The sequence below is a fragment of the Treponema sp. R8-4-B8 genome, assembly GCF_054786175.1.
Genome location: NZ_BDHE01000485.1, coordinates 38,193 through 52,970, shown reverse-complemented (window position 1 = coordinate 52,970; position 14,778 = coordinate 38,193). Strand labels below are relative to the sequence as shown.

Here is a 14,778-nt window from a genome sequence, read left to right as displayed (position 1 = left end):
AATTGCCAATATCGTGATTTAATATATATATGGCTTTATCACCGCTTGAAGAATTAGACCTTCACTGGAAAGAGGAAGACCCCACCTTAGGACTCATGTCTGAAGGCGTGCAGTGCAAGGACATGAATGATATTATCGAGCGCATTACCAAAGTAAAAGATACGGTTAAAAAAATCAGTTTGAAAAATCAGCCTGCCCTTACTGAAGTCCCCGATATTTTAAAAGAGTGCGCTTGTCTTGAAGAACTGAACGTATCGCACACAAAAATCACCTCAATTCCAGAATATATTTTTTCTATGCCCAACCTGCGCGTTTTCTCCTGCTGTTGCAGGGAACTTCCTAATATACCTAAAGGCCTTGCCAAAGCGCAAAAGCTGGAAAAACTGCACATCAGGATTAACGAGAAATGGAATTTTCCAGAAGATATCGCGTCATTAAGCGAACTAAAAATCCTTAAGCTCGACATCTATTCCTCGGCGGCGTTTATAAAGGATTTAAAAAAATTAACTAAACTTGAAGAGTTGACATTGTCAATAAAATATGAGAGCGGGGCGGTTCTGACTTTGCCTGACTCTTTTATGAATCATCAGGCGTTAAAAAAATTGACCATTGTTGATATTATTTATAAAAACTATAAAATCCTGGATTTTGAGAGGATGGCGCGAATACTTTCATCATGCCCTCAATTTGAATATCTTACGCTTTTCGGTCTTACGATAAAAAAATCGAATAACCTTTCAAAACTTACCGGCCTTAAAGTGCTGGAACTGCGGCATTCAAAGATTGATGGAAAAATTTTTGATTCGATAAAGGAATTACAAAAACTTGAAAAGCTTGATATTCTTGGCAGTGAATTTAATATATATGAAATACCTGACATATTTGGCAATTTAAGCGGACTTCGTTCTTTTTCATTTGCCGGCAACTTTGTGCGGAAGCTTCCGCCATCGCTGTTCCTTTTAAATAATCTTACGACGCTGGAAATAGGCAGCACGGGAATTTCAATAATAGACGAAAAAGTCGGCAACCTTAAAAACCTGACAGGCCTTCAGATTTACGACAATATGCTTGAGAAACTTCCCAACAGCATATTTACTTTGCCTAAACTTGCCGTTTTAAATATTGAACAAAACTTTATCAAACAGCCGGAAATAGCCGCCATAAAACAAAAACTTGCCGAGTTGGGCAAGAAAGGCCAACAAATCGAATTTATATGCGGCGATCAGGGACACCGCCTAACCGTAAAAAAACTGCGGGCGTTGAATTTTTTTGAATCAATTAACAGTTCGGTTTATTACAGTTACTGCATGGCGGCGATGTATGAAAAGCCAAGTACGATTAAACATGTCAGGGACGATTTCCTGAAAGATAACGAGTATATTCAAGTTTGTCTTGAAGCCGCGCTTCGCAACATCTACCCGGATTTTCTTACTCACGTAAACCACAAACGCCTAAAGCGCGAAGACTACGAGCGCATCTGCTGGGCGGCTATCTTGCATCTGCCTTCGACTATTTCCAAGATGGTCGAGCCTACTAAGGAATTGCTGGAGTTAGCGGGTAAACGTTTCTAAATTTATTTGAGAAGAGTTCACACTAAGATCACGAAGGTACAAAGATCACAAAGGGGGAAGAGGGGGAGAAAGAAAAGAGAAAAGAGAAAAGAGAAAAGAGAAAAGAGAAAAAAGAAGAGCGTTTGTCCGAAGCAACGTGTGAGCTTCACGCTAAGATAACAGACATCTCTCTTCTTTCTTCTCTTTTCATTTTTCTTTCGTTTTACTCGTATAATACAAAGGGAGCGTAATAGAAGGGGTGGCTCCATTTGCTGCGGCGGAATTCTTGCTTTACTTCATAATACGCGTCACGGAAACTTTTTCCTTGTTTCAGGGCGCGTTTGTATACGCCTTCCATAAACTGGACAGCAGCGTCATCGTCAATAGGCCACAGGCTTACTCCGGCGCTACGAGTTCCGGCTATCATTAGAGAGCGTACCAGTCCTACCATTCCGTCACCGCGCTTCAAGCCGCCCTTACCGGTATCACAGGCAGACAGTATCACGGCGCGGGCGTTCAATCTTAACAGCGCGGCCTCCGCTACCGTCAGATAACCGTCTTCAGGGCTTTCCGGCATAAGGCCTGAAACCTCCGAGAATACTATTGACGACAATTCCGGGTACTGGCTGTTAAAATACCCGTGGCAGGCAAAGTGCAGAATGGGAACCCGCTCAAGCGTACCGTTAGCTGATAATTCTTTAACTTTCCTCTCGCTTGTTTCCCTGCCCAGAATAACAGTGCTTTTCGCGGCGATTTTTTTTATCGCTTTTACTTCGGTTTCCGTCCCCGGAAGATCCGCCCATGCAAGCCTGCTTCTGTAATACTCCCCGGCGGCGTCGAAATTTTGCGCGGGCTTTACGTCTTCTTCCGGCGCAAGCACCGTAAGGTTGCGGGTTCTTTCCGCCGCAGTTTTTCTCTTGTCATACCACGCGCCGCCAAAGGCAAGGACAGGCTCAGAATTGACTTTTCCCGCTTGCGCCGCCATGATGCTGACCGACACCGAAGGCGACATTGATATACGGTAAGTGACGCCGAGTTCCGGGCTGTTTGGGCTGTCCCGCAGTATGTCGAAGGGCAGGAAGGCAAGCTCGCCGTCCGGCACAATAAGGATACGTTTTACTCCGGCGGGAATAAGCCCTCTTTCCAAAATCGGTTTGATGAGCGCGGCGTACAGGGCATTACGTTCCGCTTCAAACTCATTTTCGGGAAGCAACTGTATCCTTCCAAGCGCGTTTCTATGATAGATTTTCTCAATCAAGGCTTTCACTGTTCCTGAATAGTCAAAGTCATGATCAAGAGTGACGGGGGTAAGACCGTCTTTTGTGATAACGAGGCAGTAAGAATTGATTGAAGGCCGGTCTTTGTAGGAACTTTGGCTGCCAGAAGTAGAGGGAGGAGTAAACTCCACGGATTTATCCCAGATAGCGAATTCAAGTATAGCGGTGTCATTTCCGCAGAATGTTTTCGCTTCGTTAAGAGAAGCGGTTTTCGGGTTACGCAATGCGGCATAGCGCGGTACTTTTTCAGTTATTTGCTTGTCCAGAGCGGCAAGTTCTTCTTCAGCGCGGGTCAATGCAATGCCAGCCTCGGCATAGAGTTCTTGTTGTGTCTGGGGGTTGAGTTTCCCGAGCATTTCCTGAATGTTACCTATCGTCTCGGTAAGCGCCCGTACACGCCTTGCGTCAGCATTGGCTATGCCAGGAAGGCGCAGGGCTGCCTCCGTGCCCATCTGTTCTAAGAAGCCTCGGCTACGCAAGCCCTCGGAAACGGCAAAGGCGCGTTCTGCGGAACCGAAGCGGGATTCAAAGTCCAGGGAGGCGTAGTATTGGTAGACCATGCTTGTCATGAGTGCCGCGCCTCGGCGGCCAAGACCGGCGCGGGCCTTTTCCGCTTTCGCGACGCTTAAGGATAAGGCTTCGCGGGCAACATTAGCCAGTCTCCGCACAAAGGCGTTTGCGTCCAAAACTGCATCGAGGAAGGGATAGTTTTCGTAGAGATTTCCCGCAAATGCCCAGGAGCATAAAAAAATATCAAGGATATTGGCACTCGCGTCTGCGGCAATTGCTGCATGGGTGTAGTCGGCTATGGCTCTGTCCAGTTCGCCTTTAGCATAATACGCAGTTCCTCTGTTGTTATAGGCACCTGTATACTCAGGGTTTAAGGTAATAGCCTGGGTGTAGTCGGCTATGGCCATGTCCAATTCTCCTTTATCTTTATATGCGATTCCGCGGTTGTTATAGGCATGCTCTAACTTAGGATTTAAGGTAATAGCTTGGTTAAAGTCGGCTATGGCTCTGTCCAGTTCACCTTTATAGTAATACACGCCTCCGCGGTTGTTATAGACTCCGTCATCCTTTGGGTTTAAGGCAATTGCCTGGGTGTAGTCCGCAATGGCCCTGTCCAGTTCGCCTTTATCGGTATATGCAACGCCACGGTTGTTATAAGCACTGTCATCATTAGGGTTTAAGGCAATAGCTTGGGTATAGTCGGCTATAGCTCTGTCCAGTTCGCCTTTAGCGTAATACGCGTTTCCGCGGTTGTTATAAGGGGAGTCATTTTTAGGTTTTAAGGCAATGGCCTGGGTGTAGTCGGCTATGGCCCTGTCCAATTCGCCTTTAGTTCTATACGCTTCTCCGCGGTTGTTATAGGCGGAGGCATTCTTAGGGTTTAAGGCAATAGCCCGGGTGTAGTCGGCTATAGCCCTGTCCAATTCGCCTTTATAGGAATAAGCTTCTCCGCGGTTACTATAGGCTATGTCATCCTTTGGGTTTAAGGTTATAGCTTGGGTGTAGTCGGCTATGGCTCTGTCCAGTTCGCCTTTATAGAAATAAGCTTCTCCGCGGTTGTAATAGGCTTCTGCGAGCTTTGGGTTTAAGGCAATAGCCTGGGTGTAGTCGGCTATGGCCCTGTCCAGTTCGCCTTTAGCGGTATACATGACTCCGCGGTAGATATAGGCATCAGCATCCTTAGGGTTTAATGCAATGACCTGGGTGTAGTCGGCTATGGCCTTGTCCAGTTCGCCTTTAGCGTAATATGCAGCTCCGCGGTTGTAATAGACATTTAAATTATTAGGGTTTAAGGCAATAGACTGGGTGTAGTCGGCTATAGCGGCATCTAAATTCCCAGCATTGTGATAGCTAACTCCACGGTTAAAGTAAAACCTCGCATCTTGGGCAAAGGCTGATGGCAGGACGCATAACAGCAAAAGGCAGGGTAAAAACAAGCGGTATTTCATTTTTTGTCTCCTTATGTAGCGTAGCATAAAGACGGAAATATGTCAAACTGTCGGCGGGGATTGTTATGGATGGGGATACGCTCCAGTATCACTATAACATGGCATGCTTTATTATTGCCGTTGATGTAATTTTGTGCTATTATTAGTAAGTGAGGGTATTCAAAAACGCATGGTTTAATCGGTTCACAAAAAAAGAAGGCATCAATGACGACGAACTTTTGAATATTGCGGATCAGCTTGAAGCAGGACAAGCCGATGCTGATTTAGGAGGCGGTGTTTTCAAAATGAGAATAGCCCGTCCAAGCGAGGGTAAATCTGGCGGTTATAGGGTTATCGTATTTTTCAGGAGTGAAGAACGGGCTTTCTTTGTTTATGGTTTTGCCAAGTCCGACAGAGACAATATAGATCAGGGGGAATTACAAGAGTTCAAAAAGAAAGCCAAGATAGATTTTTCATTAACCGATGAACAGATTAGGGACAGGTTAAGAGACAGAACTTTGTTCGAGATTTTTTAGGAGGGCAGATATGAAATATAAAAGTGACGCTTATGAAGCATTACACGAGGAAACAATAGCTAATTTCAAAGTAGGAGCAATATCCGAAGCCGAATTACGGGAATTTGAAAAGATATGCTTCGTTCAGGAAAGCGAATCAGCCTATGGAGAACAGTCTGCCAAAACTTCGGTTCAAGTAGTGGAGCGCGTTACCGCCTAAATTCGGAGCTTCATTAACGATCTTCCTATTTGAGAATCTTCATTGCTTATTAAGGAATTAATATGAAAAATAAATATAAAAGTGATTTTCTTGAATCTTTACATGAAACAGCCGTTGGATTAAATAATATCGGTGTAATCAATGATAAAGAAATGCGGGAGTACGACAGGGATTGCCTTGTTCCCATAATATGGATTCTTTCGAGAAGACTTCACACAAAGAACACTAAGGAACAAAGATCACAAAGGGGGATTAGTGGTTGTTGTTTCAAAGCTAATCTTTAAATTTTACGATAAGATAACGGACAAAAACCCCTTAATTCTTCTTTGTGATCTTCTCCTTCCTCCGTGTCCTTTGTGAGAAATCTTTCAAATATAATTTTAGTAAAGTATTTACTCCTTGTTCGTGTGATTTGTGGTAAAAATAATCCAAATAATCCCACCTAATTATCACTTATCGGTATACTCAACGGCAAAATCCTGCACGCACATATATCTGTATACGGAGTGCGCGCCAACCGATACGCCGGCGTATTTTGAGTTTTTATTCATAATATTTTTTCTATGGCCCCTGCTTGTTACGCCGTCATCAATTAAAAGTTGAAGAACAATTTCACGGGCGGTATTATAACCGTAAGAAATATTTTCACTTGCGCCGCCGCCCCATGTCCCGTAACGGTTTATGCGCTGGCTCATTGAACTGCCATCCGTCCCATCGTGGCCTGTCACGCCTTTTGGTCCGGTATCCGCGACATGATCTCTTGCCGCTTGTGATAAACCTTTTTTAGGATTGAATACGGGGAGGCTTTCCGTGTTCCTTAGTTCGTTGTAACATTCCTTTGCATACGCGCCCAAATTAGGATTTATATACATCTCGGCATATCTTTTAGGATCACTGCGGGCCATGTTCATTTCCAATATAATGTCTTTTTCTAAAGCAGAAAGATATTGAACATTACGGGCGGTATCTAAATTGGCGATATTCCAGCCGTCTTTGTTATTTGCGCTTTGGCTGTCTGCTTTTGGCTGGCTTGTTTGAGGTTGATTAGTTTGAGGTTGGTTTGTCTGAGATTGACTAGGTTGAGTTTTATTAGTTTGAGTTTGACCAGTTTTTTCAGACGCCGATTTTTGTTTTGATGATTTTGCGGCTCCAGGCTTCCACCCCAAAGCAAATCGCCATGCAAGGCTATTTGCCCGATTTATTTCAATAACATTTATTTCAGGTAAAAACGAAGAAAAGTCAGGCGCGTACAAACATTCGCCCCGTAAATAAAGAGCGTCAGTAATGGAAAAATCCAATCCTGCGCCTAATTTAACCCAGCCTAAATTTACTCCATTTTCCGCGCCGCCAAAAATACGCTGATACTCAATGCCGGCAAGCGGAAATATTGTTATCTTCCATATAGGAATGGGAAATTTTAAAAACAAACCGAGACCAAGCAGCTGCGTATTTTTTTCTTCCAGATTCGCCGCATAACTTATAGCCGTTTCCGCAAAACTTGAATTTCCAAAAATATACGCTCCCATTTCCGTATGATTACTTGACGTATACACGCCGCCGCCGCCATAACTCGCGCAGCTTGCAAATACCAAAAGCCATACAATAGAACCAAACGCGAATGCCGCGGCTGGCAACTTCACAAAGCATTTAAAACTTTTCATATTTCTCCTCTAAGGTTTCTTTTCTTAGATAACATCTTTATAACAATATAATACTACAAATAGTTACATTTTACTAATCCCTTTTTTTAAAAATGATAAATTTAGAAGTGAAAATAATATTAATTAAATTCCTATTATATGGAGGGATATATGAACATTGTTATAAAAAGAGCCATAATGATAATTACCTTAATTCTTTTTTCTGCGCTTTTTTCTTTCGCAGAAGATATTTTAAACGACGACAATGTGCCTTTTAACAATGTCCAACGTATAGACTGGAATCTGGATGTTGTAAGGACAAAGTCCGCCGTTATAATCATAAATAGGGCCAAAGTAAAAAGGGAGGTTTATTCCGTCAGGTTTCAGGAAAACAACATGCTGCGCGGCAGAGGCGCCGATAACGTCTATTTCGCTCCCTATGCCACAAGCGCAAATAATTTTCTTTCGATAAGAAAAATTGTCAGCACATACATGGTTCCCTTATTTGAAACTGAAATTTTCACGGAACACGATTATTTCCGTCATCTGGAAAGAGTATACCGCTGGGAACTTCGCGACTTAAAACTAAAATTGTATACCTACGATGAAAACAAGGGAGAGGTAATTCTGGAATTTATTCCTATATATAAATAAAGACTGTTTTGGAATTTTACGCCAAAAATTTTCACACCAAGATCACAAAGTGACAAAGAGCACAAAGAGGAAAGAGAGGGGAAAAATTCTACCGCGCACTTGAGATATTTTGATATAACTAGTATAGTTTTTTCATGGCACAAACCCAGTTTATCCGTAACTTTTGCATTATCGCGCATATCGATCACGGCAAATCTACGCTCGCGGACCGTCTTATTCAAAAAGCCAAACTTGTCGATGACCGCAATTTTCAGGATCAGATACTCGATAATATGGATATTGAACGGGAACGGGGCATCACTATCAAAAGTCAGGCGGTTACTTTGCCTTACACGGCGAATGACGGCAACGAGTACGTGTTAAATTTGGTAGACACGCCCGGACACGTTGATTTTAGTTACGAGGTTAGCCGCGCGATTAATTCTTGCGAAGGCGCTTTGCTCCTTGTTGATGCGACTCAAGGCGTGCAGGCGCAAACTCTGTCCAATATGTACCTCGCGCTTGAACACAATCTTGAGATAGTGCCTGTTATAAATAAGATCGATATGCAGGCGGCTGACATTCCAAGAGTTAAAAAGCAAATTGATAAAGACTTAGGCCTTGACTCGGATACCGCCGTCCTTGTTTCCGCGAGACAGGGCGTTGGGATTGACGAGCTTTTAGAGGCGATTGTGCAAAGGATACCGTCTCCCTCAGGCAAAGCGGACGCGCCGTTACGCGCACTTATTTTTGACTGCCACTATGACCCCTACCGCGGCGTAATAGTGCACTTGCGCCTTTTTGACGGAAAAATAAAAAAAGGAATGAAAATTTCCTTTATGTCCAGCGGCTCCGTTTATGAAGTGGAAACAGCCGGCGTTTTTAAACTTGCCCTTGTCGAGACAGGCGAACTTTCCGCAGGGGATGTCGGCTATATAATAGCGAGCATTAAAACCGTAAGCGACGTGCGCGTAGGCGACACCGTTACAGGCGCGGACAACCCCTGCGCGGAAGCTTTGCCCGGCTTCCGTGAGGTGAAACCGGTAGTCTTCTCTTCCATATACCCCGTTGACTCCAACGACTATGAAGAATTGCGCGCAAGCATGGAAAAATTAAAACTCAACGACGCTTCCCTTGTCTACGAAAAAGACTCCTCCGCAGCCCTTGGGTTTGGTTTCCGTTGCGGCTTTTTAGGGCTTTTGCACCTTGAGGTTATCCAAGAACGCCTTGAGCGCGAATTTGATCAATCGGTAATTTTTACCGCCCCGTCCGTTAAATACAAGGTGCATCTTCGCGGCGGCGAAGAAGTTATGATTGACAATCCGATAGAGTACCCCGACGAAGGCAGAGTTGACGGCGCCCAAGAGCCGTATATCCGCGCTTCCGTAATTACTCCGACCGATTATCTTGGAAACATAATGACGCTGTGCCTTGAAAAACGCGGAGTGCAAACCAACATGACCTACCTTGACGAAAAGCGCGTAGAGCTAATCTACGATATGCCCCTATCCGAAGTGTTATTCGATTTTTACGACCGACTGAAAAGCATAAGCCGCGGTTACGCGTCATTTGATTATGATATTTCAGGCTACAAGCCGACTGAACTCGCAAAACTTGACATTCTCCTCAACGGCAAGCCGGTTGACGCGCTTTCCCAGCTTGTGTTCAAAGGCAACGCCTACGACCGCGCGAGAAAAGTCTGCGAAAGGTTAAGCGGCGAAATCCCGCGCCAGCAATTTAAAATCCCCATTCAAGGCGCGATTGGCAGCCACATTATCGCGCGTGAAACCGTGAACGCCCTACGCAAAGACGTGTTAGCCAAATGCTACGGCGGCGACATCACGCGCAAACGCAAACTCTTGGAAAAACAAAAAGAAGGCAAAAAACGCATGAAAATGGTAGGCGACGTAGAACTCCCGCAGAGCGCTTTCTTGGCGGTACTGAAGGCTAAAGACGAATAATGAACAGTGAGCAGTGAGCAGTGAGCAATTAACAATGTAATCAAGCTAAGCGTATACCTATCACGATTAGACTACTTACAATAAATTGCTCATTGCTCATTGCTCATTTTTCATTGCTAATTCTTCATTGCTCACTGCTCATTGCTCACTGCTCACTGCTCACTGCTCACTGCTCACTACTCACTGCTCATTGTTCATTGTTCAGTATTTTTAGCATTGGGTCAATCTCGGTACGGAGGCGTTTCAAGAAAGAAATATCGCTTAATTCGGGGCGGCGGGTTGCGGCATAATCGGGGAAGTGCGCCCATAAATAATCACATTCGTCGATTAATACATTAAGCCGCTCATTGTCCGCCGCCGCTTCGCCTGTTAATAAAGCGCGTAATTCTACTAATCGTTTTCCTTCACTGTTATAAAATGATTTTAACTTTTCTTCTTTTTCTTCTTTTTCTTCTTTTTCTTCCTTCTCTTCTCTCCGCTCCTCTTCCCCCCTCCGCTCCTCTTCCCTCTGCGCCTTTGCGCCTCTGCGCCTTTGCGAGTTAATTTCGTAATCATCTTTAACCAATAAATCCATCGCCTCATCAAGAGAGAGGGTTTTAACTCCTAACCGGAGGCCTGTGCCTTCGATGTCATATATTCGCGAATCGCCGCCGAACTCCTGTTCAAAAAGATCGCGGTAATTTTTCATGGCGGGAGTGGTGTAAACGGGAAGCCCGGACTTTGAAACGGCGGCGATTGAATACTGGTTGTAGGCGGCGCTGTTAAATAATTTTTTAAAACGGTTTTGTAAATTTAAGAGGGATAATTGTCCCGGCGTGGAACGCGCGTGGTACTTGTCCTGCGTAAAAGAAAAATCCAGACCTGAACAGATTATTTTTCCTGTTGTAAACCGCCGGGTTAGTTCAACTGCGGTAAGGCCTACGGAACCAAGAGGAGGGATAACAACGGGAAGAAGACTGGTATCTTTTAACCGCCCAAAGATTTTTAACTGTGTCCATGGAGTAAAAAAAATAAATTTTTCACCGCAAAGGATGTTCGTAGAGGCTGGAAGCGAAGAAATATCTATCGCGGCGTTTACATTCCAGTTTTTGCAAGACAAAAAATCTTTAATGTTCCAGTGCTGGCTTTCTAAAATTACGGTCAGGTCGGGAATAATGTTTCTTGCTTTTAACGCGCCAAGACAGGTGTCCACGCAGATAATTTTAAAAGGACGGTCTTCGGGACAGGCAAGAAGATTAGCGTATTTTATTTTAAGCGCGTCAAGGGTTTCGTCAATAGACGGGCCGGCGCCAAGGACAAGAATAGGCGCTTCGCCGAAAGACAACTGACAGGCGGACGGATTTCGCGCGACAAGGGGAAGATTGCGTAACGCGTTGCGGATGTATAAGCGACCCATTTTCGCAAGGGTTAGGGCGTTGCTCCAATCTACGGCTATTTCACGGCGAAGCGAATCGCAAAGAGAATCGTAAACTTCGGGAAAAAGCTGCCAGCCGCCTGTTAGCCGCAATACTTCAACGCGGCGGAAAGCCCTTTCTCCCCACGCTTTGCGTACAAAGGCGCAAAGATCGCCCGCGGCGCAAATATTTGTTATGTGCAAATTTCTATTAGCCGCAAGAGGGGGAGCGATATTTTTTTCAGTTAATTCAAATAATTCGCCGTCCGCTTCAACGCAGAGTACGGCGGAAGTCGGCGCTTCTTTTTCTAGGCGCGAAAGAAAAAGGGAAAGGCCGTAGCCGTATATGGGCGAAGGGCAAAAATAAAGAGTTCTGTCTTTTACAGTAACCGCCGCCGCTACGCGCTCGGCGCGTCCTTGCGGATCAATTCCCGAAAGAAGTGTCTTCCCGTTTCGGACAAACGGCAATTCCCGCATAGTATGCTATTCATTAGAGCGAAATACGCTGAAATAAGTCTCATCAAAATGGCTTGTCATCTTTCCGTTACTTATAAAATATTTCTGTAATGACTGGTTAGCTATATATTGCAAAAATTGGGTTGAATAATTTGACGCTATGTCCTCTTTGGAAGTCTCCTCAGCTTCAATCTCTTCTGTTGGGAAAAACACATAAACCTTGTTTCCTTGAACAAGCGGTTCAGTTGGATTATTTAAAGGAGTTGAAAAAGTTATTTTCCAAAAATTTTCATTTTTAGTTAACCCTTCAAGATCCTGCTCGTTTAAACCGGTTATGGTAAGAGATTCAAGTGCCGTAAAAAGATCAACGCCTCCGTAATTAATAGGAATAGGACCAAAACTGTTTACGCTTAGATTTCTCCAGCGTGCCGCGTTGGCATATCCCGATTCTTTTGATTCGGTAATAAATTCATTAGCTTTATCAATAGCCCAATTTTCCATACGGCCTCTTTCACGGCTCTTTACATATTCGCGTACTTTGTCCATTACAGCCGAATCATCAAAATCAGCCTGCGTCAATTCGTTCTCCGCCCTGAAAAAAACCCAGCCGTTGTTCACGGTAATAACGTCGCTCAACTCTCCCTTTCCCAAACTGTAAACCGTTTCCCGATCATCAGCATTGGGAATCTCACCGTCAATCTCATAACAATACCGAATCCCCATATCTCCGCCCCTGTCGGCGTAACTGTCTTTTGACTGGGCTCTTGCCGCGTCTTCAAAAGTTGTCGTTCCGTCTTTTATTGTAGCCAAAATTTTCTTTGCTTCCCTCTCGCTGCTTGATATTGTAATTTTTGACAGTTGTATTGAATTAAACAGTTTGGAATTATCTCTGGCGTATGAAAGATATTCGCTATCAGGATAATCATCAACATTAAAAAGCGTAAAATCAAAAGACCTCTGCGGCGACGACATATTGGCGATAAATTTCGCCTCGGAGCTAGGCACTAAAAGGCCGAAGAAATCGTCAAAAAACATATTCATCGCGATTTCTTCCTGCTGCTGCCGCCATAAAGCAAGACGCGCGGAATCGGTCATCTTGTTGTACAGGACAATGGAAAATCGCCCGTTGTCCTGAAACTGCGGCAATTGCAGCACTTTCTTATTAACCGCTTTTTCAGATACCTCGTACCCTGATTTTTTCAACATTTGCAAAATCGCGGTATGCGTTACCGCGCCTTCATAAGCCTGTTTCCAGACATAGTAATTGACCCAGCGGTCATTTGGATCGTACCCCTGCGCGCGGAAATTATTAAAAGTTCTTTCGTAATATTGGGACAATGTATTTCCCGGCACCCATGAAATAGGAACTTTATCGTAGTACCCAAAAATCAAATCGTCGCTTTTCCTTACATAACGACGACCTCCCGAAAGAAAGTCGCCGCCGACAAACGTAACAACGACAAGGACAAGAATAACGACAGATCCGATATAAACGCCCGGACTTTGCTTGAATTTCTTGAGAATTTCCGAAGAAGCCGAGTCTTTTTCCTTTACCGAAGCGATTTTTTCCTTTTTAGCCATAAAATACCTCTAAAATTATTATGAATTTGTAAGATAGCATTTATTTGGATTTTTGTCTATAGGGGTTTATTTAAAAGAGTTCTCATAAAGAGCGCGAAGATGAAAGCTGATAATATGCCTGTATCTCAGATTAGTAAATACACCGACCTTTCCCCGGAGACTATCGCTCAGTTGTGATATGAAAATAATTAGGTAAAACGTACAATTTTTCCCCCTTGCCGTAACATTCCAAAAGCAAGTAAAATAATAATAATAAGGAGAAACGACTCTGAAAGAGACGCCGACTCCTAAGGAGAACAAACCATGCCGCAAAACCAAACAATGACCCTTGACGAAAAACTAGCCACAGGTTGCAGAGCCGTTGAATTAAAGAAAGCCGGAGATAGAGATGGTTATTATCGCCTCATGGAAACTATCCCAATACCTCCGTATATAGCGAAAGTAATCAAAGAAAAAATGGGAGCAGAATATCTAACGGGCAGGAATTTGTCGGAAGCAGAGGCGGAATTTGGACCAGATTGGCTTAGTAAGTAGGATTACTACAGCAACTAAAAATATCGATGCCGGACGTAAAGGCTTTGCCACCAGAGGCAAAGAACAGGAAGGGCGTATATTATATGAAGACGGTATAGCTGAAGCCTTTTCTATCTTTGTGGAATCCCAAACTGCCGCCGACCCGCAAGCTCTTATTCTTGCAGAATATGCTTTCATCACGCAAGAATTACAATTATGCGACAAATCAGATAAAGAAAGCATAAGCAGTTTAACCAGAGCCATCCGTTTTTTCGATGACGCTTTTTTAGCCCTGCAAGCTGTTGAAGATAAACAGCAATATCAAGGCACAGAAAAAACAATCCCCCACGATTTAAAATACCGTGTAAAAGGCTTTCCGAAGGATTCTTTCCACATTGCCTTTAACGGACATAAAACCAGAATACAAAACATTTTAAAAACCCCAGGGCTAGATCCCATAGAAAAAGACCTGCTTAAACAACGGCTTGCGAATCTGTCTACAGCGCAAACGGCGTATTTGGAATCGCAAAGGAAGGCGTTGGCGAAATGAATTCTGTAAACCAATACTTTAGGAGGTTTTATTCGTTTTAATATGAAGACAAGAATAAATACTAAATTAACAGAAAATGATTTATTAAGGCTCTACTGTCTTAAACATAACGGCACGTCATTTACAGAAGTATCTGTAGGAAATAGATTAATTGCAAAAAACAGCACCGATAGAAGATTGGATATTGTCAGGATAGAAAATGACGTTAAAAAAATCCTTCGACAATATGGAAAGAATCAAAAGAATTTTGAAGATATATTAAAAGATGGATATAAAATTGAACTGGTAGAAATTAAAATAAAATTAAACCGTTGTGTTATTGGACAAATACTTGTAGCAGAATATCTTTTCAAAAAGAAGTTTAATGTGAAAAATGTATCGCTTGCTATTTTGTATCATGTTGGCGATGAATTACTGGAAATGTTTTGTAAAGATAAGGGGATACGTCTGATAAAATATTGAGGTTTTATAAAAAAGAATGCTTACAATTATTTTTAGTAAAATTAATATGGAAGGCATCAGAATATATTTCCTAATGTTAAAAGAAGTGAG

At 43.4% G+C, this 14,778-nt stretch carries 13 protein-coding genes; 9 read left to right on the top strand and 4 right to left on the bottom strand.

Annotated elements, in window-relative coordinates; all coding sequences use genetic code 11:
* Positions 1 to 29 precede the first annotated feature (29 nt).
* The gene (locus ACYVRA_RS12390) at positions 30 to 1,571 is read left to right on the top strand and encodes a leucine-rich repeat domain-containing protein (RefSeq protein ID WP_461253022.1); all 1,542 of its coding nucleotides are present in this window, start codon (positions 30 to 32) and stop codon (positions 1,569 to 1,571) included.
* 202 nt (positions 1,572 to 1,773) lie between these two features.
* Here the strand turns inward: ACYVRA_RS12390 and ACYVRA_RS12385 are convergent, their stop codons facing one another.
* A complete protein-coding gene (locus tag ACYVRA_RS12385; protein WP_461253021.1) occupies positions 1,774 to 4,785 on the bottom strand; it encodes a tetratricopeptide repeat protein in 3,012 nt (1,003 codons plus the stop codon).
* A 149-nt stretch (positions 4,786 to 4,934) separates the two neighbouring features.
* On the opposite strand from ACYVRA_RS12385, the gene ACYVRA_RS12380 reads away from it, so the two are divergent.
* The 3 genes from ACYVRA_RS12380 (at position 4,935) to ACYVRA_RS12370 (ending at position 5,783) form a co-directional block, all read left to right on the top strand.
* A complete protein-coding gene (locus tag ACYVRA_RS12380; protein ID WP_461253020.1) occupies positions 4,935 to 5,300 on the top strand; it encodes a type II toxin-antitoxin system RelE/ParE family toxin in 366 nt (121 codons plus the stop codon).
* A 10-nt stretch (positions 5,301 to 5,310) separates the two neighbouring features.
* Positions 5,311 to 5,499, top strand: a complete 189-nt coding sequence (locus tag ACYVRA_RS12375; RefSeq protein WP_461253019.1) for a hypothetical protein — start codon at positions 5,311 to 5,313, stop codon at positions 5,497 to 5,499.
* Between the two features lie 62 nt (positions 5,500 to 5,561).
* Entirely contained in the window at positions 5,562 to 5,783 is a 222-nt protein-coding gene (locus ACYVRA_RS12370; protein WP_461253018.1) for a hypothetical protein, read from the top strand.
* A gap of 165 nt (positions 5,784 to 5,948) precedes the next feature.
* Here ACYVRA_RS12370 and ACYVRA_RS12365 read toward each other — a convergent pair whose 3' ends face one another.
* Positions 5,949 to 7,160, bottom strand: coding sequence for a CAP domain-containing protein (locus ACYVRA_RS12365; RefSeq protein WP_461253017.1), 1,212 nt, complete (start codon positions 7,158 to 7,160; stop codon positions 5,949 to 5,951).
* A 150-nt stretch (positions 7,161 to 7,310) separates the two neighbouring features.
* Here ACYVRA_RS12365 and ACYVRA_RS12360 point away from each other — a divergent pair, with 150 nt between their 5' ends.
* Together ACYVRA_RS12360 and lepA are read left to right on the top strand one after the other, a co-directional pair.
* Positions 7,311 to 7,793, top strand: a complete 483-nt coding sequence (locus ACYVRA_RS12360) for an META domain-containing protein (RefSeq protein ID WP_461253016.1) — start codon at positions 7,311 to 7,313, stop codon at positions 7,791 to 7,793.
* Between the two features lie 134 nt (positions 7,794 to 7,927).
* The gene (gene lepA, locus ACYVRA_RS12355; RefSeq protein WP_461253015.1) at positions 7,928 to 9,733 is read left to right on the top strand and encodes a translation elongation factor 4; all 1,806 of its coding nucleotides are present in this window, start codon (positions 7,928 to 7,930) and stop codon (positions 9,731 to 9,733) included.
* Positions 9,734 to 9,920: 187 nt separating this feature from the next.
* Here lepA and ACYVRA_RS12350 read toward each other — a convergent pair whose 3' ends face one another.
* Both ACYVRA_RS12350 and ACYVRA_RS12345 read right to left on the bottom strand, forming a co-directional pair.
* On the bottom strand, positions 9,921 to 11,603 hold the full coding sequence (locus tag ACYVRA_RS12350; RefSeq protein ID WP_461253014.1) for a 6-hydroxymethylpterin diphosphokinase MptE-like protein: 1,683 nt from the start codon (positions 11,601 to 11,603) through the stop codon (positions 9,921 to 9,923).
* 6 nt (positions 11,604 to 11,609) lie between these two features.
* Positions 11,610 to 13,163 (bottom strand): peptidylprolyl isomerase, encoded by a 1,554-nt coding sequence (locus ACYVRA_RS12345; protein ID WP_461253013.1) that lies wholly within the window; start codon positions 13,161 to 13,163, stop codon positions 11,610 to 11,612.
* A 303-nt stretch (positions 13,164 to 13,466) separates the two neighbouring features.
* On the opposite strand from ACYVRA_RS12345, the gene ACYVRA_RS12340 reads away from it, so the two are divergent.
* Genes ACYVRA_RS12340 through ACYVRA_RS12330 form a run of 3 tightly spaced genes read left to right on the top strand, consistent with a single transcriptional unit; the run spans position 13,467 to position 14,688 of the window.
* Positions 13,467 to 13,697 (top strand): hypothetical protein, encoded by a 231-nt coding sequence (locus ACYVRA_RS12340; RefSeq protein WP_461253012.1) that lies wholly within the window; start codon positions 13,467 to 13,469, stop codon positions 13,695 to 13,697.
* The gene (locus ACYVRA_RS12335) at positions 13,672 to 14,226 is read left to right on the top strand and encodes a hypothetical protein (RefSeq protein ID WP_461253011.1); all 555 of its coding nucleotides are present in this window, start codon (positions 13,672 to 13,674) and stop codon (positions 14,224 to 14,226) included. The genes ACYVRA_RS12340 and ACYVRA_RS12335 overlap by 26 nt, the downstream gene beginning before the upstream one ends.
* Before the next feature lie 42 nt (positions 14,227 to 14,268).
* Positions 14,269 to 14,688, top strand: coding sequence for a hypothetical protein (locus ACYVRA_RS12330; RefSeq protein WP_461253010.1), 420 nt, complete (start codon positions 14,269 to 14,271; stop codon positions 14,686 to 14,688).
* Positions 14,689 to 14,778: the final 90 nt, after the last annotated feature.

Bases quoted from the DNA above. Each gene is read 5' to 3' on its own strand.
- ACYVRA_RS12330 (WP_461253010.1), top strand. From the start codon at position 14,269: ATGAAGACAAGAATAAATACTAAATTAACAGAAAATGATTTATTAAGG.
- ACYVRA_RS12390 (WP_461253022.1), top strand. From the start codon at position 30: ATGGCTTTATCACCGCTTGAAGAATTAGACCTTCACTGGAAAGAGGAA.
- ACYVRA_RS12385 (WP_461253021.1), bottom strand. From the start codon at position 4,785: ATGAAATACCGCTTGTTTTTACCCTGCCTTTTGCTGTTATGCGTCCTG.
- ACYVRA_RS12350 (WP_461253014.1), bottom strand. From the start codon at position 11,603: ATGCGGGAATTGCCGTTTGTCCGAAACGGGAAGACACTTCTTTCGGGA.
- ACYVRA_RS12360 (WP_461253016.1), top strand. From the start codon at position 7,311: ATGAACATTGTTATAAAAAGAGCCATAATGATAATTACCTTAATTCTT.
- ACYVRA_RS12345 (WP_461253013.1), bottom strand. From the start codon at position 13,163: ATGGCTAAAAAGGAAAAAATCGCTTCGGTAAAGGAAAAAGACTCGGCT.
- ACYVRA_RS12365 (WP_461253017.1), bottom strand. From the start codon at position 7,160: ATGAAAAGTTTTAAATGCTTTGTGAAGTTGCCAGCCGCGGCATTCGCG.
- ACYVRA_RS12375 (WP_461253019.1), top strand. From the start codon at position 5,311: ATGAAATATAAAAGTGACGCTTATGAAGCATTACACGAGGAAACAATA.
- lepA (WP_461253015.1), top strand. From the start codon at position 7,928: ATGGCACAAACCCAGTTTATCCGTAACTTTTGCATTATCGCGCATATC.
- ACYVRA_RS12340 (WP_461253012.1), top strand. From the start codon at position 13,467: ATGCCGCAAAACCAAACAATGACCCTTGACGAAAAACTAGCCACAGGT.
- ACYVRA_RS12370 (WP_461253018.1), top strand. From the start codon at position 5,562: ATGAAAAATAAATATAAAAGTGATTTTCTTGAATCTTTACATGAAACA.